Below are 19,357 nucleotides of genomic sequence, written 5' to 3'. Positions count from 1 at the left end.
CGCGGGACCAGTGGCCCCGCAGCTCTGAGCGGCTACTTAATCCAGCGCAGGTTGTACTGGTAGCGGTGCGGCTGGCCCTTGTTGACGTGGATCCCTGCTGCCACGGAGAAGCAGGTGAGCGCCACCCAGATCAGGGTGGCGATGACCGCGAAGATGTTTCCCACATAGGGGATGAACACCAGGATGTTGGCCAGCACAGCGGCGATGGTGGGCGGCAGGCTGAAGTTCAGCGCTTCTTTGGATTCCTGCGCGGTAAATGGCCCGCGGTCACGGAAGATCAGGTAGATCAGCAGCGAGGGGACGCACCCCAGGATCCCGCCGAAATGCGCGAGCGTGGCCCATTGGCGGTCTTCGCTGGCCGTGAGCGGCAGCGCATTGGCGGGGACGCCATGGTACTCGGAGCGGCCCTGGCCGTCCCTGTGATCACGTGCGTTTTCTGCCACAGTCTGTTCCTTCGGAGGTGCAAGTGGTGCTGACTTCATATATGGGCGCGGTGTGCAGCGGCCTTGGGAAAAGGCGCTGCACTACCAAGAATACTGGCTCCCGGGCCGGTGCCCGGCCTTCAGGGAACGGTGAGGAAGTCGATGACTTCCTCAACCCGCCCCAGCAGGGACGCTTCCAGGTCCGCGTACGTACGTACGGCGCCCAGCAGTTTCTGCCATCCCAGGCCGATATCCTCCTTGGTGGCGTGCGGCCAGCCAAAGGCCTTCAGGATTCCGGTCTTCCAGTCCTGTCCGCGGGGCACGACCGGCCATTTGTCAATGCCCAGGACAGCGGGGCGGATCGCCTGCCAGACGTCCACATAGGGGTGGCCGACGATCAGGACATTTCCGGCCGCGCCGGGGGATGCCATGACGGCGTCGGCTATGCGGGACTCCTTGGAGTCAGGGACGAGGTGGTCCACGAGCACGCCGAGGCGACGGCCCGGACCGGGTTTGAAGGCGGCAACTGCGGCGGCGAGGTCGTCAATGCCGTGCAGGGGTTCGACGACGATGCCTTCCACCCGGAGGTCGTCTCCCCAGACCTTTTCCACCAGTTCGGCGTCGTGCTTGCCCTCCACCCAGATGCGGCTTGCCTTGGCGACCTGGGCCCGCTGGCCGGAGACCCGGACGGAGCCTGAGGCTGTCCTGCCGGCGGCGGGGCCGGCGGCTGCCGGCCGGGCGGCGGGAGGCATCAGCCGGATGGGCCGGCCCTCAAGGAGGAAACCGAAGCCGAGCTTGAAGGACCGGGACTTCCCGCGGCGGTCCTCCAGGGCCACGACGTGCATGCCGCCGGACTTTTCCACCCGGGTGACGGCGCCGACCCAGCCTGACTGGACATCCTCGAGCACCATGCCCCGCTCCACCGGAACCTCGGGCAATTCCGCCTTGGCCGGGGCGGAAATGCCGCGGGGCCCCCAGTTTTGGTAATCCATGGATTCGATCCGCCTAGCGCTAGGTCCTCCGCACCGGAATTTCGCCCGGAGCGGTACCAATGCTAACAACGGGCCGAGGCATAATAGACTGTTAGCACTTAGGCATGTCGAGTGCTAACACTGGTGGCACCTGGCGGGGTATGCGCCCCGGACCATGGATGGAGGTGGAGAGTGAGCGAGCCACGCAAACTGGAAGTGCTGCGGGCCATCGTGGAGGACTACGTCCACTCCCGCGAACCGGTCGGGTCAAAGGCCCTGGTCGAGCGGCATCATCTGGGCGTTTCCAGCGCAACCATCCGCAATGACATGGCGGCCCTTGAAGACGAGGGATTGATCACGGCCCCGCACACCAGTGCAGGGCGAATTCCCACGGACAAGGGCTACCGGCTCTTTGTCGACCAGATCTCGGCAGTCAAGCCCCTGTCGGCAGCGGAGCGCCGGGCCATCCAGTCCCTCCTGGAAGGCGCAGACGACCTCGACGACGTCCTGGACCGCACCGTCCGGCTGCTGTCGCAGCTGACCAACCAGGTGGCTGTGGTCCAGTATCCGCACCTCAGCAAGGCACTGGTGCGCCACATCGAGTTCGTGCTCCTGGCCCCCCGCAAGGTGCTGGTGGTGCTGATTGCCAACAGCGGCAAGGTGGAGCAGCGGGTCATCGACGTCGGCCAGGACCTTGGCGACGACGCACTGGCCGCGCTCCGTACCCGCTTCCTTGCCGCGCTGGCCGGAACTCCGCTAAGCCAGCTGGCCAAGGCGCTCCCCGCCGTCGTAGCCGGAACTGCGCACGGCCAGCGCCAGGCCGCGCACGCGCTGGCGCATGGACTGGACGGCCTGGCACAAAACACCAGGGAGGACCGGATGGTCATGGCCGGAACGGCGAACCTGGCCAGGTCCAACGTGGATTTCCCCCTCAGCATCGGCCCCGTGCTCGAGGCACTGGAGGAGCAGGTGGTGATGCTGCGGCTCCTGAGCGAAATGGCCCAGGACCACCGGGGAGTGGCCGTCAGTATCGGAAGGGAAAACCCTTATGACGGCCTTGCCGAAGCCTCCGTGGTGGCCACCGGCTACGGCCCGGACAGCGCCGCGAAGGTAGGGATCCTCGGCCCAACCAGGATGGACTATCCCACCACCATGGCCGCCGTCAGGGCTGTGGCCCGCTACCTTTCCAGGATTTTGGGGCCCTGACTCTTCGCCGCCGGAGCCTTTTCGGGACCGGACCACAGAGCGGGGCCGCCCACACTGAACGCAGTACAACAAGGAAGAGATACGAACTTTGAGCAGCCACTATGACGTCCTTGGAGTCTCACCCGAAGCTACGGGCGAAGAGATCAAAAAGGCCTACCGCAAACTGGCCCGCACCCTTCACCCGGACGTAAACCCCGGTGCGGACGCTTCAGAACGCTTCAAGGCAGTAACTCACGCCTACGAGGTCCTCTCCGACCCCCAAAAGCGGAGGATCTACGACACCACGGGCAACGAGAACGGCACGGACAACGGCTTCGGCGGTGCCGGTTACGCAGGCCAGGGCTTCGCATTCCAGGACATCTTCGACACCTTCTTCGGCGCCGGGGGCACCTCCGGCCCGGCTTCCCGCGTCCGCCGCGGCCAGGACGCCCTCATCAGCGTCCGGATCGACCTTCGCGACGCCGTGTTCGGCGTGAACAAGAAGCTCGAAGTGGACACTGCCGTGGTCTGCCCCACCTGTGACGGATCCTGCTGCCGGCCCGGCACCCACCCGGAGCGCTGCGACATCTGCGGCGGCAGCGGCCAGGTCCAGCGGGCCGTGCGCTCCATCCTGGGCCAGGTCATGACGGCCGCCCCCTGCGGCACCTGCGAAGGCTTCGGCACGGTCATCAAGGATCCCTGCAACGAATGCAGCGGCCAGGGCCGTATCCGCAGCCGGCGGGCGCTGACCATCAAGGTTCCCGCCGGTGTGGCCACCGGAACCCGGATCCAGCTCGCCGGGCAGGGCGAAGCCGGACCTGCAGGTGGACCGACCGGTGACCTCTACGTGGAAATCCGCGTCAACAATGACGCCACCTACGTACGGGAAGGCGATGACCTGCACGCCACCCTGCACATCCCCATGACGGCGGCCGCACTGGGCACGGACGTCAGCCTGGAAACGTTCGACGGTACGCAGGACATCGAGGTCAAGCCCGGAACACAGTCCGGCGAGATCATCACCCTGCGTGGCCTGGGTGTCACGCACCTGAGGGGATACGGCCGCGGGGACCTGAAGGTCCACCTCCAGGTGGACACTCCGGCCAAGCTCGACCCGGCACAGGAGGACCTCCTCCGGCAGCTCGCCAAGCTCCGCGGCGAACAGCTCACCGAGGGCAAGCTCGCCGCCAGCGGCGGCATGTTCGCCAAGCTTCGGGACCGGCTCGGTAACCTGTAGCGGTGAGCAACCCCGTCTTCTTCACCTCCGCCGGTTCACTGGCGGGCATGGTGCCCGGCCGGATCTTTGTCCTCGAAGGGGCGGAGGCCCGGCATGCAGTGACCGTCAAACGCCTGTCTCCGGGCGAGCCGGTGGACATTGTCGACGGCGCCGGCGCCCGCATGAGCGGAAAGGTCGTCTCCGCCGCGCCCTCGGGACTTGGAGTGGAGTGCGGCGCACTGGCAATGGAAGACCGGCCGGACGTCCGCTTGGTCCTGGTTCAGGCCTTGGCCAAGGGCGACCGCGACGAACTGGCCATTGAAACCGCCACCGAGCTGGGCATCGATGCCGTCATACCCTGGCAGTCGGAACGGTCCATCGTCCGCTGGAAAGGTGACAGGGCCGCCCGCGCCCATGCCAAGTGGGAGTCCACTGTGGCCGCCGCCGCCAAACAGGCGCGGCGCGCCTGGATCCCCGAGGTCCGGGCCGCCGTCGATACTGCCGGGCTTTCCGCCGCCGTGGAGGGTGCAGACCTGGCCGTCATCCTCCACGAAGATGCCGTGCGTCCGCTGCGCACCGTCCTGGAAGCGTGGCAGGGGGGTGGGCACGAGGGCATCCGGGAAGTCCTGCTGATCGTCGGCCCGGAAGGCGGAATCAGCCCGCGGGAAGTAACGAAACTCTGCGACAAAGGCGCTGTGACCGCCCTGTTGGGGCACCACGTCCTGCGGTCCTCCACGGCCGGGCCGGCCGCCGTCGTGCTTGCAAGCGACATCCTTGGCCGGTGGACAGCTACCTGACCTTGAAGGACCTGGTGTCCTCGTTGCGGTCCGGCTCCCCGCCGGAACCTGCCTGCGCCACCCGCAACTCATAGTCGCCCGCCGGCAAGTTCAGTGCCAGCGTAAAGACGCCCGCCTGCCCCTGCCCGGCGCCGGCCGTGGTTTCACCGGTCAGGAACGGGGCCTTGCTTCCGCCGTCCCCGGACTGCAGGATCTGCCAGCGGAGCTTTGCTCCCGGCGACGTGCTGCGGCCGGTGATCTTTACGCTGCCGGCAGGCACCTCCGTGTTTTCCTGCGGATCAATGATCCACACCGGCGCCACCAGCCCGGCAGCACGGGTCATCAGTGCGCCCAGCTGGACTTTTCCGAACGCGACGTAGTCCGTATGGCCGTCTACGAGGATCCGCACCCGGACCTGCTGCCCTGTGTCGATCAGGCCCGAACTGGCGGCGGCAGCGGTTGCCGTGTAGATCAGCTGTTGGATGGCGCGGGCGGCCATGTCGGCGTCGAGGTTGCTGTTGAAGGCGTCAGCCGAGACGTCGACCGTGATGACGTCCTTGCCCGAGATGGAGGTGGCAAGTTTGTCCGGGTTCTGCCAAGGCGTAAAGAAGTCCGGGTCGAGCGGCTTCTCCGACATCATGGCGCGCAGTGCCCGCGTCACCGGGTTCTCCTGTTCCGGAACGTCCCGGAACTCACGGTAGAGGAAGATGTTCCCGCCGCTGCGCCCAATCCAGTACACCGGGGCCTTGTTGGAGGACTGGGTGGTTTCCAGCGGGGCGCTGGTGGCGGGCGCGTCCGGCATGGTGCCGCCGGTGGCCGGGACTGAGGCAGAGGTGAGAGAGGGCGATGGTCCGTTCTCGGCGGTGCAGGCTGCGAGGGCGGGAACGAGCACCAGGATTCCTGCGAGGACGGCAGGGCGCATGCGGCCCACCGATCGTCCTGCCCGTTCGGGCACAGAGGTTTCCGGCACTGTCCTGCCTAGTCCTTTCCTGGCGTGGCGGGCCGATCCCCCTGGCGGCCTGGCGTTCCAGCAGACGCTGGATTTCCAGCATTGCACAGGGGAGGGTTCCCCCAGCCGCTCTTTGGCCTCCCTGGCCGTAACTGCAACGGGAACGATATGAGGCCGATATGAAGTTGATACCTAACGCTGCATTCTTACCCGTTTGCGGCTGCAATTCCCTGGCTGAAGGGCCGGTGCCGGTCCCGGCCAGGTGACCGGCCGGGTGACCGGCCTGGAATCCGGTCCAGTACCCGGCCAGGGCGGGTGCTGGCGTAAGATAAAGGGATCGCTGGGCAAGGAGCACCGTGCAACGGGCGCCGGCATCAGCCAAAGCAAACAAATGATGTCGATCTTCGAGGGGACCACGGGCCTGCGGGCCAGCACCATGACTGAATCAGCAAATGGTAAGCGACGGCTCAACACGGGCGACGGCGGTCCGGGGGAATTCCCGCACTCCCTGCCCGGCATCCGGACCGAAGTAGTCCTCTTTGAGAACTCCGACCAAATGGTTCAGTCGCTCGGCAGCCATGACGAGGCGCTGCGGTTCATCGAAGAGCAGTTCCCGGACGTCAACTTCCATGCCCGCGGCAATGAACTGTCCATCAGCGGCCCCGTCAGTGACGTTCCCCGCATCATGCGGCTCCTCCAGGAAGTCCGGGGCCTGGTGGCCCGGGGCACAGTCATCACGCCCGCGGTGCTGCAGCAGCTGGTTGCCCTCCTGCGCACCCAGTCACTCCAGAATCCCGTGGATGTGCTCACCCACGACATCCTCTCCAGCCGCGGCAGGACTATCCGGCCCAAGACGCTGAACCAAAAGAACTACGTTGACGCCATCGATGCCAACACGGTCATCTTCGGCATCGGCCCGGTAAGCACCGGCAAGACCTATCTGGCCATGGCGAAAGCTGTCCAGGCCCTGCAGCAGAAAGAGGTCAGCCGGATCATCCTGACGCGCCCTGCGGTGGAGGCGGGGGAGCGGCTCGGGTTCCTGCCCGGCACGCTCAGCGACAAGATCGATCCCTACCTGCGGCCGCTCTACGACGCCCTGCACGACATGATGGACCCCGAATCCATCCCGCGGCTCATGGCGGTAAGCACCATCGAGGTGGCGCCCCTTGCCTACATGCGCGGCCGCACCCTCAACGACGCCTTCATCATCCTTGACGAAGCCCAGAACACCACGCCGGAACAGATGAAGATGTTCCTCACACGGCTGGGTTTCGGATCCAAGATGGTGGTCACCGGAGACGTTACCCAGGTGGACCTGCCCTTCGGAACGCGTTCGGGGCTGCGGATCGTCGAAGAAATCCTGCAGGGCATCGAGGGCGTCAGCTTCTCTGTCCTGGATGCCGCCGACGTTGTGCGGCACAGGCTTGTTGGCGACATCGTCAACGCCTACAGCATCTGGGACGAAGCCCAGCGGAACCGCGTCAAACATTCAGCAAGCCGCGAAAAACGGGGGGAACACGCGTGAGCATCGAGGTGAACAACGAGTCCGGCGTCCAGGTGGATGAGTCCGGGCTCGTAGCCCTGTCGCGGTACATCTTTGAGCAGCTCTACATCCATCCGCAGGCCGAACTGTCCATCCTCCTGGTGGATGAACCGGCCATGGAGAAGCTGCACATCGAGCTGATGGACGAACCCGGGGCCACGGACGTGCTCTCGGTTCCCATGGACGAGTTGACTCCAGGGACCCCTGACCGGCCCACGCCCCAGGGCATGCTGGGCGACATCGCCATCTGCCCGCAGGTGGCCACAGTGCAGGCCCGGAACGCGGGCCACTCGCTGCAGGACGAGATGCTGCTGCTCACCACGCACGGCATCCTTCACCTGCTGGGCTACGACCATGCCGAACCAGAAGAGAAGGCGGAGATGTTCGGGCTCCAGCGGGAACTCCTGTCCGGCTTTACCGGCAAAGAAGCACCTGCAGAGACGACCCAGTGACGCAACTGCTCCTGGTCGCGGTGGCACTGGTCTTCCTTGCCGTCGCGGCCCTGCTGACAGCGGCCGAGGCCGCCTTCAGTTTCCTTCCCCGGCACGACGCTGAAGAGGCACTGCACAGGAGCCGCGGCACCGCCATGCGCCGCATCCTTGCGGAACCCGTTGCCCATACCCGGGCCCTCCGCTTCTGGCGCGTCTGGTTTGAGATGGCCTCGGCGGTTGCCGTCGCCGTCCTGATCGCAAGCCTGCTGGACAACGTCTGGCTCGCCGGCCTGGTGGCCACCGGCATTATGGCCCTCCTGGGGTTCGTGATCGTAGGTGTGTCACCCAGGCAGCTCGGCAGGCTGCACTCCACCGCGGTGGTCCGCTTCACCGCGCCGATGGTCCGGTTCCTCACCAGCGTGCTGGGGCCCATCCCAGGGTGGCTGGTGGCCATCGGGAGCTCCGCGGCTCCCGGTGCGCCCGGCGGTGACGACGCGTTCTTCAGCGAACAGGAGTTCCGGGAACTTGTGGACCGGGCCAGTGAGTCCGACATGATCGAGGACACCGAAGCCGAGATGATCCAGTCGGTCTTCGATTTCGGGGACACCCTGGTCCGCGCCGTCATGGTTCCCAGGACGGACATTGTCAGCATCGACGCCGGCTCAAGCCTCCACGAGGCCATGTCCCTGTTCCTGCGCTCGGGATACTCGCGGATCCCGGTCATCAACGAGAACACCGACCACATCCTCGGCATCGTCTACCTGAAGGATGTTGCAGCTGTCGTCCACCAGCTGGGAGCGGACCAGGCGCCGCCCCTGGTGGAGTCGCTGGCGCGCGAGGTCCGCTACGTGCCGGAGTCGAAACCCGTCAGCGACCTCCTGCGCGAGCTGCAAAAGGAATCCACGCACGTAGCCATCGTGATTGATGAGTACGGCGGCACTGCAGGGCTGGTGACCCTCGAAGACCTGATCGAGGAGATCGTGGGCGAGATCGTGGACGAATACGATACCGAGAGCGCCGAAGCCGTGGCCCTGGGAGACGGCTCCTACCGGGTCAGCGCCCGGATGGGCATCGACGACCTCGGCGAGCTGTTCGACCTGGAGATCGACGACGACGAGGTGGACACCGTGGGTGGCCTCCTCGCCAAGGCGCTGGGCCGCGTTCCCATCGTGGGCAGCAGCGTGGATGTGCAGGGCGTATCGCTGCGGGCGGACCGGCTGGAAGGCCGGCGGAACCGGGTCAGCCACATCATTGCGGCACCCGTACCAAGAGTAGAGACTGACCTTGAAGGCCTCCTGGAAGAGGCCGAAGCAACCCAGCAGGGAGTTCCACGTGAGCAAGAAAAATAAGGCTGCCGAACCGGACGACTTTGGCGGTTTCCGCGCCGGTTTTTCGGTCCTGGTCGGCAGGCCCAACGCGGGCAAGTCCACCCTGACCAACGCGCTGGTGGGCAAGAAGGTGGCCATCACCTCCGCCAAGCCGCAGACCACGCGGCACACCATCCGCGGCATCGTCCACCGCGACGACGCCCAGCTGATCCTGGTGGACACACCGGGCCTGCACCGTCCCCGTACCCTGCTCGGCAAGCGCCTGAATGACCTCGTGGCAGACACCCTCGCCGAGGTGGACGCCATCGGGTTCTGCCTGCCTGCCAACGAGAAGATCGGACCCGGCGACAAGTTCATCGCCGCCCAGCTTGCCGCCGTCGGCCGCAAACCCGTGATCGCCATCGTCACCAAGGCTGACCTGGTGGACAAGCAGGCGCTCACCGAACAGCTCCTTGCCGTGGCGGCGCTCGGCCGCGAGGTGATGGGCGAGGACGGCTGGAAAGACATCGTTCCCGTTTCCGCTGCCGACGGTTTCCAGGTGGAAACGGTCGCCGACGTGCTGATCAGCCACATGCCGCCGTCGCCTCCCCTGTATCCGGACGGGGAACTGACCGATGAACCCGAAGCCGTGATGGTGGCTGAACTGATCCGCGAAGCAGCCCTGGAAGGGGTCCGGGACGAGCTCCCGCACTCCCTCGCCGTCGTGGTGGAAGAGATTGTCCCCCGGGAGGACCGGCCGGACGACAACCCCCTCCTGGACGTGCGCGTCAACCTCTACGTCGAGCGTCCCTCCCAGAAGGCCATCATCATTGGCAAGGGCGGGGCCCGGCTGCGGGAAGTCGGCACCAACGCCCGCAAAGGCATCGAGGCTCTCCTGGGCACGCGCATCTACCTGGACCTCCACGTCAAGGTGGCAAAAGACTGGCAGCGCGACCCGAAACAGCTGGTCAAACTGGGTTTCTGACCCGCATAAGCGCCCTCCGCGCGGGCGTTCCCGTCATGTTCTCCAGCCTGGACCACTAAAATGGACCGGATTTCGTTTTTAGAGGAAGGTTCACCACGTGGGTCGAGGCCGCGATAACCGCGACAACGAGGCTGACTTGTCATCCGGACCGGGACCGGCGTCCCGTCATGCGGACAGCCATGATGTGGGTGCCGCACGTCACCTTGGCCCCCTGCGCAGCATGCCCCTGTGGCTGAAGGCCGTCACTGGCGTGGTGGCACTGGTCCTCGTGGCGGCTGCCGCGTTCGCCGGGTTCTGGTTCTTCCGGCTCCAGAACAACATCTCCAAGGCCCCGCTGAACGCCGGTGGGGAAAGCACGGAGTCCCCGGGAAACGATGCCACCGGACGCCTGCAGATCCTGATTCTCGGCTCGGACACCCGCGACGGGAAGAACTCAGAGTACGGAACCGCGGACGATTCCACCGGCTACGGCAAGTCGGACGTCATGATGCTGATGGACATCTCCGAGGACAACAAGCGGGTCAACGTCATCAGCTTTCCCCGGGACCTGCTGGTGGACATTCCGGACTGCAAGGACCGGAAGACCAACAAGGACTACCCTGCCCGCACCGGCGTGATGATCAATGAGGCCATGAGCGAGGCCGGCATCGGCTGCGCCGTGGACACGGTCAACAAGCTCACCGGCATGCAGGTCGACCACTTCATGATGGCCGACTTCAACGCCGTGAAGGAACTGTCCAACGCCGTGGGCGGGGTGGATGTGTGCATCAGCGACGCGGTGTACGATCCCGACTCCCGGCTGCGGCTGCCCGCCGGAACGTCGTCCGTGCAGGGCGAAATGGCACTTGCCTACCTGCGCACCCGTCATGCCTTTGCCGACGGCGGCGACCTGGGCCGCATCAAGGCGCAGCAGGGCTTCCTCTCTTCGTTGACCCGCAAGATCAAGGACGACGGGACGCTGTCCGACCCCGCGAAAATGCTGAAGATCGCCGACGTCGTGACCCAGAACCTGACAGTGGACAACGGGCTGGCGTCTGTTCCCACGCTGCTGACCATCGGCAACCGGCTCAAGGACATCGACATCAGCAAGGTGGCGTTTGTCGCGGTGCCCACGACGCCGGCGCCCGTGGACCCCAACAGGCTGGTCATCGCAGAACCCGCGGGTGCGCAGCTCTTTTCGGCTATGCGCAAGAATGTGGACCTGACGGATCCCACTGCACCCACCACGCCGTCGCCCAGCGAAACGGCAGCACCTCCTGCCCCCACTGAGACGGCGACGCCCGTGCCGCCCTACAACAAAGCGATCCAGCCCGTGACCGTCGCCAACGGAAGCGGCATCAACGGCCGTGCCCAGGAGCTTGTCCAGGCGCTGGTTGCAGGCGGCTTCGCCCAGACCGGCCAGTTCCTCGCGCAGCCGGTGGCCAAGACCGCGGTGTATTACGGCAATGGCTTTGCCGACGTTGCTGCCGATGTGGCGGCGCTGCTGGGAATTCCTGCCACCCTCATGATCCCTGCTCCGGGCGTGGCAGGCGTGCAGGTGTATGTCGGCAGCGACTTCACCACCGGCACCGCCTTTGGGGCAGGAGGCGGAGCCGCCGCGGCTTTGCCCCAGGACATTGTGAACCAGACGGCAGGGGACAAGGTGTGCCAGCAGGCAAATCCTGAGCTGATCGTGCGGCAGTAACAACCGGTCTTCCCCGCACTGACGAACCCGTGCCGCAACAAAATGGGCCCCGCCAATGGCGGGGCCCATTTTTGCTGTTCAGCTACCAGATGCTGACGCGCTCAGCGGCAGGCATCCACATTCCGTCGTCCTCGGTGACATCGAATGCCTCGTGGAACGGGTCGAGGTTTTTCGCGATGGCGTTGGTCCGGAATTCGTTGGGGGAGTGGGGATCGGTGGCAAGCCGCCGGATGGCCTCCTCCTGCCGGATGACCTGGCGCCACCCTGCTGCCCAGGACGCGAAAAAGCGCTGATCCCCGGTCAGGCCGTCAAGAACCTCCGGCTCCTTGCCGTCCAGGCTGATCCGGTATGCCTTGTAGGCGATGGTCAGCCCGGCCAGGTCGCCGATGTTCTCGCCGAGCGTGAGCCGGCCGTTGACGTGGTGCCCGGGCGCGGCCGTGGGGGAGAGCGCATCGAACTGTGCCACCAGGCGGGCCGTCAGCGCCTCGAAGGCCTGGCGGTCCTGCTCCGTCCACCAGTTGCGAAGGGCCCCGCCGCCGTCGAACTGTGAACCCTGGTCATCAAAGCCGTGCCCGATCTCGTGGCCGATGACGGCCCCGATCCCGCCATAGTTCACGGCGTCGTCGGCGTCGGCGGTGAAGAACGGCGGCTGCAGGATGGCCGCCGGGAACACAATTTCATTCATCATGGGGTGGTAGTAGGCGTTGACCGTCTGCGGCGTCATCAGCCACTTATTCCGGTCCACCGGCTTGCCCACCTCATCCAGATGACGGTCGACGTCGGCATTGTGAGCGCGCTCCACATTGCCCAGCAGGTCGTCGGGGTCGATCTCCACGGCCGAGTAATCGATCCACTCGTCCGGGTAGCCGATCTTCGCGCGGAACGCCTCCAGCTTGCGCAGGGCCTCGGCTTTGGTGTCCTGGCCCATCCAGCTGACGTCATTGATGCTGCGGCGGTATGCCTCGATGAGGTTCGCCACCAGGGTCTGCATCCGTGCCTTGTGGGATTCGGGAAAGTGCCGGGCCACGTAGATCTGGCCGACGGCCTCCCCGAGGCCGGCCTCGACGACGGCAACTCCACGCTTCCACCGGTCCTTGTTGCGGGGCGTGCCGCTGATGGTGGTGCCGTAGAACGCGAAGTTGGCATCCACGAACCCGGAGGACAGGTACGGCGCCGCAGCGCTGAGGACGCGCATGGCCAGCCACTCCTGCCAGGTGGCCACCGGGACTTCGTCAAGGAGCCCGGCGGCGCCGGCAAAGAAGTCAGGGGTGCTGACGACGATTTCCGTGCGCTTGTCAGCGTCGATTCCCGCAGCCTCGAACCAGGTGGCGAAGAGGGGGAAGAGTGCGGTGGCTTCGTCCGCCGTCTTCAGGTTGTAGGTCTTCTGCGGATCCCGGAGGGTGACGTTGTCCCAGTGGTGGGATGCGAGCCTTGTCTCCAGCCCGACCACGCGCTCCGCGGCACCCTTCGGATCCGGCAGTCCAGCCAGTTCAAACATCTTCTCCACGTGCGCCGTATAGGCGGCAACGATCGGGGCAAACTTCTCTTCCCGGTAGTAGGACTCGTCGGGCAGGCCCAGGCCGCCCTGCCCGGTGTACAGCAGGACCCGGTCGGGGTTGCCCGCATCAGGGGCGGGGTAGATGTAGAACAACCCACCCACGTCGGCTCGGAACAACCGGCCTGCTAGGGCAATGAGCTCCGGGACCGAGGCCGTGGCGAAAACCTCCGCGAGCCGCCCGCGGATGGGCTCCATGCCTTTGCCCTCGACGGTGGCTTCGTCCATGAAGCTGTTGTACAGCCCGCCGATCTTCCGCTCGATCCCGGTGGCGTCGTCGCCCTTGGCCGCCGCTTCCTCGATGATGTCCCGGACGGCGATCTCGGAGCCGTCCCGCAGGGCGGTGAAAGTGCCTTCCAGCGGCCGGTCGTCCGGGATCTCGGTGGCCTTCAGCCACGCGCCGTTGACGTGCTGGTAGAGGTCATCCTGCGGCCGGACTGTGTGATCAATAGTGGAAAGATCGATCCCCGAAATGGGCACTGCAACTCCTTTGCTGGGACGCCACTGCCGGGCGGTACACCGGAATGCGTCTGCATGCTGGACTTTACGGACGGTAGTGCCCTTTCATCTTACGCACCCGTGTTACCCTCAAAGTGTGCGTGCAGAGCTCCTTCTCCTTAGCTGCCGCGGCGAGGCCACAGACGCTATCTAGCGCACGGCCCACCCTCGCTGCGGAGTTTGTGTTGCCCGGCCACCCTTTCACTGAAGATCGATAGAAAAGGCCACGAACATCATGCGAAACGCACAGAAGCCCTCAGGAATGCCCGCCCACCGGTACACGCCGTTCCAGGACCAGATCAAGGTTGAGCTGCCGGACCGCACCTGGCCGGACAAGGTGATCACCAAGGCCCCGCGCTGGTGTGCCGTTGACCTGCGTGACGGCAACCAGGCGCTGATCGACCCCATGAGCCCCGCCCGCAAGATGAAGATGTTCGACCTGCTGGTCCGCATGGGCTACAAGGAGATCGAGGTCGGATTCCCGTCCGCATCGCAGACGGACTTCGACTTTGTCCGCCAGCTCATCGAGGGCAACCACATCCCGGATGACGTCACCATCCAGGTCCTGACCCAGGCCCGGGAACACCTGATTGAGCGGACCTACGAGTCCCTGGTCGGCGCCAAGCAGGCCATTGTCCACCTCTACAACTCCACGTCCGTCCTGCAGCGGCGCGTCGTATTCAACCAGGACGAAGACGGCATCCTGGACATCGCCCTGCAGGGTGCCCGCCTGTGCAAAAAGTACGAGGAAACGCTCGCGGACACGCACGTGACCTACGAGTACTCGCCGGAGTCCTTTACCGGTACCGAACTCGAGTATGCCGTCCGGGTATGCAACGCGGTGGCCGATGTGTTCGAAGCCTCCGCCGACCGCCAGGTGATCATCAACCTGCTTACCACGGTGGAAATGGCCACCCCCAACGTCTACGCCGATTCAATCGAGTGGATGAGCAGGCACCTGCACCCGCGCGAAGGCATCATCCTCTCGCTGCACCCGCACAATGACCGTGGAACCGGGGTGGCTGCCGCCGAGCTGGGCTACATGGCCGGCGCCGACCGCATTGAAGGCTGCCTGTTCGGAAACGGCGAACGGACCGGAAACGTGGACCTGGTCACCCTGGGCCTGAACATGTTCGTCCAGGGCATCGACCCCATGATCGACTTCTCCAACATCGACGACGTCCGCCGGACCGTTGAGTACTGCAACCAGCTGCCGGTACCGGAACGTTCGCCGTACGGTGGCGACCTGGTATTCACGGCTTTCTCGGGTTCCCACCAGGATGCGATCAAGAAGGGCTTCGAAGCCCTGGAGCGCGACGCCGCCGCCGCAGGCAAGGCCGTGGACGACTTCACCTGGCAGGTTCCGTACCTGCCGGTTGATCCCAAGGACCTGGGCCGCAGCTACGAGGCCGTCATCCGCGTGAACTCCCAGTCCGGCAAGGGCGGTGTGGCCTACCTGCTCAAGAACGAGCACAGCCTGGACCTGCCGCGCCGCGCACAAATCGAGTTCTCCGGCGTTATCCAGCGCCGCACCGACACCGTGGGCGGCGAGGTCAGCGGAGCACAGCTGTGGCAGATCTTCCAGGACGAGTACCTGCCGTCCGGCCAGGCCGAAGGGCAGTGGGGACGCTACTCCCTGGGCGGGGTCAAGACGGAAACGGATGCCGACGGCGGCATGACGCTTCACGCCGCGCTCACCATCGATGGTGCCCAGGTCAGCCGTACCGGCACGGGCAACGGTCCCATTGCCGCACTGCTGAACATCCTCCATGAGGACGGCGTGGACGTCCGGGTGCTGGACTACAGCGAGCACGCACTGTCCGAAGGCGGCAACGCCGCGGCGGCTGCTTATGTCGAATGCGCCGTGGGGGAGCGGGTCCTGTGGGGTGTCGGCATCGACGCGAACACCAGCATGTCGTCCCTAAAGGCCGTCATCTCGGCGGTCAACCGCGCCATCCGGGATGCTCGGGCCTGATACCTGCAGGTGGTGCCGCCGGGACAAACCGGCGGCACCACCGTAGCCTGGCAGCGCGCCGCCGGGCAGGATGGGAAGATAGAGCGTGGTCCAACAGTCTTTTGCCTCCCGGGCCTACCGGGACGACGCCGTGGTGCTCCGTACCCACAAGCTGGGCGAGGCGGACAGGATCATCACCCTCCTGACGAAGCACCATGGGCAGGTCCGCGCCGTCGCCAAAGGTGTGCGCCGCACCAGCAGCCGCTTCGGTGCCCGGCTTGAACCTTTCATGGTGGCGGACCTGCAACTGGTATCCGGCCGCACGCTGGACATCGTCACGCAGGCCGTCGCCAAAGGTGCCTACGGCGGAAGCATCGCCGCGGATTACGGCAGGTACACGGTTGCCGCCGCCATGACGGAGACCGCCGAGAAACTGACGGACGTGGACGGTGAGGCCGGCACCGCGCAGTACAACCTGCTGGTGGGAGCCCTCGCTGCGCTGAGCCGTGACGAGCATGCTGCGGGCCTCATCCTGGACTCCTACCTGCTGCGCGCCCTGGCCACCGGCGGCTGGGCCCCCAGCTTCACCGACTGCTCCCGCTGCGGCAGGCCGGGCCCGCACACGGCGTTCTCCGCTCCCCTTGGCGGTATGGTCTGTGCACAGTGCAGGCCGCCCGGGTCGCCTGCCCCCGCATCCGAAACCGTGGTCCTGCTGGCGGCCCTTCTGACCGGGGACTGGACCACTGCGGACGCGTCCTTGCCGCAGCATCGCAAGGAGGCCGCCGGCCTGGTGGCCGCTTACCTGCAGTGGCATTTGGAAAGAGTATTGAAGTCCCTCAAACATGTGGAGCGTAGCTGACAGTGGCCCTGGGAAAAAAGAACAACGCCCCCCGGAAGCGTACCCACCCCGTGGTGGCCCCTTACCCGCATCCTTCCGGTGCGGTGGCGCCGTCCATCCCGGCTGAGTTCATTCCCCGGCATGTGGCAATCGTCATGGACGGCAACGGCCGCTGGGCCAATCAGCGGGGGCTGCCGCGGATCGAGGGACACAAGGCGGGGGAGCCCGCGCTGCTCGACGTCATGGCAGGAGCCATCGAACTGGGCATCGAGTATGTCAGCGTCTACGCCTTCTCCACCGAAAACTGGCGGCGCTCACCGGAGGAGGTGCGCTTCCTGATGGGATTTAACAAGGACGTGCTTCGAAGGCAGCGGAACCAGCTGGACGACTGGGGTGTCCGGGTGCGCTGGGCGGGACGCAGGCCGCGCCTCTGGGGTTCAGTCATCCGGGAGCTGGAGGATGCCGAGCAGTTCACTGCGGCAAATACCACCTGTAATTTGACCATGTGTGTTAATTACGGCGGCCGGGCCGAGATCACCGACGCCGTGTCCGCAATTGCTGAAGACGTCGCGGTAAGCAGGCTGAAGCCCGGCGCCATCACCGAGCGGACCATCCAGAAGTACCTGGATGAACCCGACCTTCCCGACGTGGACCTCTTCCTGCGCAGTTCGGGGGAGCAGAGGCTGTCCAACTTCCTGCTCTGGCAGTCCGCGTATGCGGAGTTCGTCTTCATGGACACGCTGTGGCCGGATGTTGACAGGCGGACCCTCTGGGCCGCCGTCGAAGAATATGCCAGGCGGGACCGCCGGTACGGCGGTGCCGTTGATGCAACCGCTGCCCCGGCGGATCCCCAGGCGGGTTAGCCCTGCCCGTACGCCCGCAGCCACCGGGCCAGCCGCGAGTAGGCATCGGTGCGGATCGGTTCCGGCGAGAGGAAGACGTCGTGCAGGGCACCGTCAATCCGCTCGATGGTCACCGTACGGCCGAGCGTGAGTGCCCGGGTACCGATGATATTCACATCCAGGACGGCATCGGTGCGGCGCATTTCCTCGGACCAGAGCAGGCCGTTTGCGCTTCCCTTGGAGAGCAGGACCAGAATCGGCGCCTCGATTTCCAGGCCGCGGGCCACGCGGGCATGCCCGGCGAGTACCGCCCGCAGCCAGCCTGCGCGCACAGGGAAAGCCATGCGGGGCCGGTACCGCTCATCAACCGGCCACTCGCCGTCGGCCGCGCTGCTGATGGTGCGCCAGTAGTGGCCCCGCTCCGGGAGGCGGAGAACCGCCTGCGGGCGGAACCGGGCGACGGGACGCACCATGCTGGACGCCGCGCGCCGCACCAGCGAACTCCCGTGCATCTCCAGCCAGGGGCTGTTCAGGATCAGCAGTGAAACTGCTTCCGGATGCCCGCTGCTCCACAGGGCTGCCACCAGGCCGCCGGTGGAATGGCCCATTAGAGCCAAAGGTCCAGGCGCGCCCTCCTGGCGGATGATGCGGGCTGCTTCTTCAATTTCGGCGTCGTAGGCGGCGAGGTCCGCCACATAACCGCCCGGTGCTTCCGGGCGCAGGCTGCGTCCGTGGTTGTGCATGTCCAGTGCGTAGAAGTCGTAACCGGCCGACGCCCAGAACCGCGCCAGGTCCACATTGAAGAAATAATCGCTCCAGCCGTGCAGGAAAAGCACGGCACGGCGGCGGCCGCCGGCGACGCGGCTGTCCGGATCTGGCCGGAGCCGGACCAGGGTTGCCGTCCGTGCCACCCCGTCGGGGCCGGCGGCCGCGAAGGTGTGGGACTCGAAATCCCCGCCCAGGATGTCCTGCTGCCACTGCATGACCTCATGCTAGACCGGCGCGCCAGGGGCACGCCGCCCGTTGGGCAGCTTCTCCGTTTTGGTGTGGCGGCACCGGAGACGGGAAACTGGAGGCATGCGCGTTTATCCCACTTTCTTCAGGCTGGCCTTTTCATGGATGGACGCCGAGCGCGCCCACAAGATCGGATTCAAGGGCATCCGGCTCGCGCATGCGTCGGGCGCCGGACGGGTCCTGCAGAAGCTGACCGCCCCTGATCCGTCCCTGCAGACCACCGCCTTTGGTGTCACTTTTCCGTCGCCGTTCGGTCTTGCTGCCGGCTTTGACAAGGAAGGGCACGGCATCGAGGCGCTCACGGATCTTGGATTCGGGCACATTGAAGTGGGTACCATCACCGGGCAGGCACAGCCGGGCAATGAAAAGCCGCGGCTGTTCCGCCTTGTCCAGGACCGGGCCGTCATCAACCGGATGGGATTCAATAACGACGGCGCCTCGGCCGTTGCGCCCAGGCTTAAAGCCGCGCGGGCCGCGCTTCAGCGCCGCTACCCGGCGGTGCGTCCGGTCATCGGCGTCAACATCGGCAAAACCAAAGTGGTGGAACTTGCCGACGCCGTGGATGACTACCTGGTGAGCGCCCGCAGCCTGGCGCCTGCCGCTGACTACCTGGTGGTCAACGTCAGTTCACCCAACACCCCGGGACTGCGGCTGCTCCAGGACGTGGAAACTCTCCGTCCGCTGCTGACCGCCGTAGGGCAGGAAGCTGACCGAGCCGCCGGGCGGCACGTGCCGCTGCTGGTAAAGATCGCACCGGACCTCAGCGATGAGGACATCGACGACGTGGCGCGCCTTGCCCTGGACCTGAAACTGGACGGCATCATTGCCACCAACACCACGATCGCCCGCGCGGGGCTGTCCTCGCCGGCCGGAGACGTGGAGAAATGCGGTGCCGGCGGATTGTCCGGCGCTCCCCTGAAGGAGCGTTCCCTTGAAGTGCTGAAGCGGCTCAAGCACGCAACCGGCGACGCCCTGGCCCTGGTGTCGGTGGGCGGCGTGGAGTCCGCACGGGATGTCCAGGAAAGGCTCGACGCCGGCGCGACCCTGGTGCAGGGCTACACGGCTTTCCTCTACGAGGGCCCGTTCTGGGCGGCACGGATCAACAAAGGGCTGGCACAAAAGCGCCGCTCCTGACACGTCGTCCACAGGCGCCTGTGACGGGCGAGGAGCTTAAACCACGGACACCC

17 protein-coding genes are annotated in these 19,357 nt (G+C 65.8%); 12 read left to right on the top strand and 5 right to left on the bottom strand.

Features of this window, described 5'->3' with window-relative positions; genetic code table 11:
- Window positions 1-32: 32 nt before the first annotated feature.
- Complete coding sequence (locus NMQ03_RS11270; protein ID WP_141941485.1) at window positions 33-443, bottom strand: DUF4870 domain-containing protein; 411 nt, start codon at window positions 441-443, stop codon at window positions 33-35.
- 119 nt (window positions 444-562) lie between these two features.
- Window positions 563-1,414, bottom strand: a complete 852-nt coding sequence (locus NMQ03_RS11265) for a DUF3097 domain-containing protein (protein WP_255172286.1) — start codon at window positions 1,412-1,414, stop codon at window positions 563-565.
- A 171-nt stretch (window positions 1,415-1,585) separates the two neighbouring features.
- On the opposite strand from NMQ03_RS11265, the gene hrcA reads away from it, so the two are divergent.
- The 3 genes from hrcA to NMQ03_RS11250 all read left to right on the top strand — a co-directional run bounded on the left by hrcA (window position 1,586) and on the right by NMQ03_RS11250 (window position 4,591).
- Window positions 1,586-2,599 (top strand): heat-inducible transcriptional repressor HrcA, encoded by a 1,014-nt coding sequence (hrcA, locus tag NMQ03_RS11260; protein WP_255172285.1) that lies wholly within the window; start codon window positions 1,586-1,588, stop codon window positions 2,597-2,599.
- Between the two features lie 88 nt (window positions 2,600-2,687).
- Window positions 2,688-3,815: a molecular chaperone DnaJ gene (gene dnaJ / locus NMQ03_RS11255; protein WP_255172284.1), complete on the top strand. Its 1,128-nt coding sequence runs from the start codon at window positions 2,688-2,690 to the stop codon at window positions 3,813-3,815.
- 2 nt (window positions 3,816-3,817) lie between these two features.
- Entirely contained in the window at window positions 3,818-4,591 is a 774-nt protein-coding gene (locus NMQ03_RS11250; RefSeq protein ID WP_255172283.1) for a 16S rRNA (uracil(1498)-N(3))-methyltransferase, read from the top strand.
- On the opposite strand, the gene NMQ03_RS11245 is transcribed toward NMQ03_RS11250, so the two are convergent.
- Window positions 4,584-5,501: a GerMN domain-containing protein gene (locus NMQ03_RS11245; RefSeq protein ID WP_255175590.1), complete on the bottom strand. Its 918-nt coding sequence runs from the start codon at window positions 5,499-5,501 to the stop codon at window positions 4,584-4,586. The two genes, NMQ03_RS11250 and NMQ03_RS11245, sit on opposite strands and share 8 nt — an antisense overlap.
- Before the next feature lie 454 nt (window positions 5,502-5,955).
- Here NMQ03_RS11245 and NMQ03_RS11240 point away from each other — a divergent pair, with 454 nt between their 5' ends.
- The 5 genes from NMQ03_RS11240 to NMQ03_RS11220 all read left to right on the top strand — a co-directional run bounded on the left by NMQ03_RS11240 (window position 5,956) and on the right by NMQ03_RS11220 (window position 11,469).
- A complete protein-coding gene (locus NMQ03_RS11240; RefSeq protein WP_255172282.1) occupies window positions 5,956-7,044 on the top strand; it encodes a PhoH family protein in 1,089 nt (362 codons plus the stop codon).
- Window positions 7,041-7,514: an rRNA maturation RNase YbeY gene (gene ybeY, locus NMQ03_RS11235; RefSeq protein WP_159631944.1), complete on the top strand. Its 474-nt coding sequence runs from the start codon at window positions 7,041-7,043 to the stop codon at window positions 7,512-7,514. Before NMQ03_RS11240 ends, ybeY begins: the two co-directional genes overlap by 4 nt.
- On the top strand, window positions 7,511-8,842 hold the full coding sequence (locus NMQ03_RS11230; protein ID WP_255172281.1) for a hemolysin family protein: 1,332 nt from the start codon (window positions 7,511-7,513) through the stop codon (window positions 8,840-8,842). The genes ybeY and NMQ03_RS11230 overlap by 4 nt, the downstream gene beginning before the upstream one ends.
- Window positions 8,826-9,785 (top strand): GTPase Era, encoded by a 960-nt coding sequence (gene era, locus NMQ03_RS11225; RefSeq protein ID WP_159631946.1) that lies wholly within the window; start codon window positions 8,826-8,828, stop codon window positions 9,783-9,785. The genes NMQ03_RS11230 and era overlap by 17 nt, the downstream gene beginning before the upstream one ends.
- 220 nt (window positions 9,786-10,005) lie before the next feature.
- Complete coding sequence (locus NMQ03_RS11220) at window positions 10,006-11,469, top strand: LCP family protein (protein WP_255172280.1); 1,464 nt, start codon at window positions 10,006-10,008, stop codon at window positions 11,467-11,469.
- Window positions 11,470-11,551: 82 nt separating this feature from the next.
- On the opposite strand, the gene NMQ03_RS11215 is transcribed toward NMQ03_RS11220, so the two are convergent.
- On the bottom strand, window positions 11,552-13,504 hold the full coding sequence (locus tag NMQ03_RS11215; RefSeq protein WP_255172279.1) for a M13 family metallopeptidase: 1,953 nt from the start codon (window positions 13,502-13,504) through the stop codon (window positions 11,552-11,554).
- 253 nt (window positions 13,505-13,757) lie between these two features.
- Between NMQ03_RS11215 and leuA the strand changes: the two genes are divergently transcribed.
- The 3 genes from leuA (at window position 13,758) to NMQ03_RS11200 (ending at window position 17,177) form a co-directional block, all read left to right on the top strand.
- Entirely contained in the window at window positions 13,758-15,497 is a 1,740-nt protein-coding gene (leuA, locus tag NMQ03_RS11210) for a 2-isopropylmalate synthase (RefSeq protein ID WP_255172278.1), read from the top strand.
- An 85-nt stretch (window positions 15,498-15,582) separates the two neighbouring features.
- Window positions 15,583-16,335 carry a DNA repair protein RecO gene (recO, locus tag NMQ03_RS11205; protein WP_255172277.1) on the top strand — a complete coding sequence of 251 codons (753 nt, stop codon included), beginning with the start codon at window positions 15,583-15,585 and terminating at the stop codon, window positions 16,333-16,335.
- A 2-nt stretch (window positions 16,336-16,337) separates the two neighbouring features.
- Window positions 16,338-17,177 (top strand): isoprenyl transferase, encoded by an 840-nt coding sequence (locus NMQ03_RS11200; protein WP_255172276.1) that lies wholly within the window; start codon window positions 16,338-16,340, stop codon window positions 17,175-17,177.
- Here NMQ03_RS11200 and NMQ03_RS11195 read toward each other — a convergent pair.
- Window positions 17,174-18,139 (bottom strand): alpha/beta hydrolase, encoded by a 966-nt coding sequence (locus NMQ03_RS11195; protein ID WP_255172275.1) that lies wholly within the window; start codon window positions 18,137-18,139, stop codon window positions 17,174-17,176. The genes NMQ03_RS11200 and NMQ03_RS11195 overlap by 4 nt on opposite strands.
- Before the next feature lie 94 nt (window positions 18,140-18,233).
- Here NMQ03_RS11195 and NMQ03_RS11190 point away from each other — a divergent pair, with 94 nt between their 5' ends.
- The gene (locus tag NMQ03_RS11190; protein ID WP_255172274.1) at window positions 18,234-19,304 is read left to right on the top strand and encodes a quinone-dependent dihydroorotate dehydrogenase; all 1,071 of its coding nucleotides are present in this window, start codon (window positions 18,234-18,236) and stop codon (window positions 19,302-19,304) included.
- Window positions 19,305-19,357 lie beyond the last annotated feature (53 nt).

Origin of the sequence: Arthrobacter sp. DNA4 (assembly GCF_024362385.1) — a bacterium.
In the GTDB taxonomy this organism is placed as follows: domain Bacteria; phylum Actinomycetota; class Actinomycetes; order Actinomycetales; family Micrococcaceae; genus Arthrobacter.
Note: the sequence above shows the minus strand (reverse complement) of the source record. Positions and strands in the feature narration are given on the sequence as shown.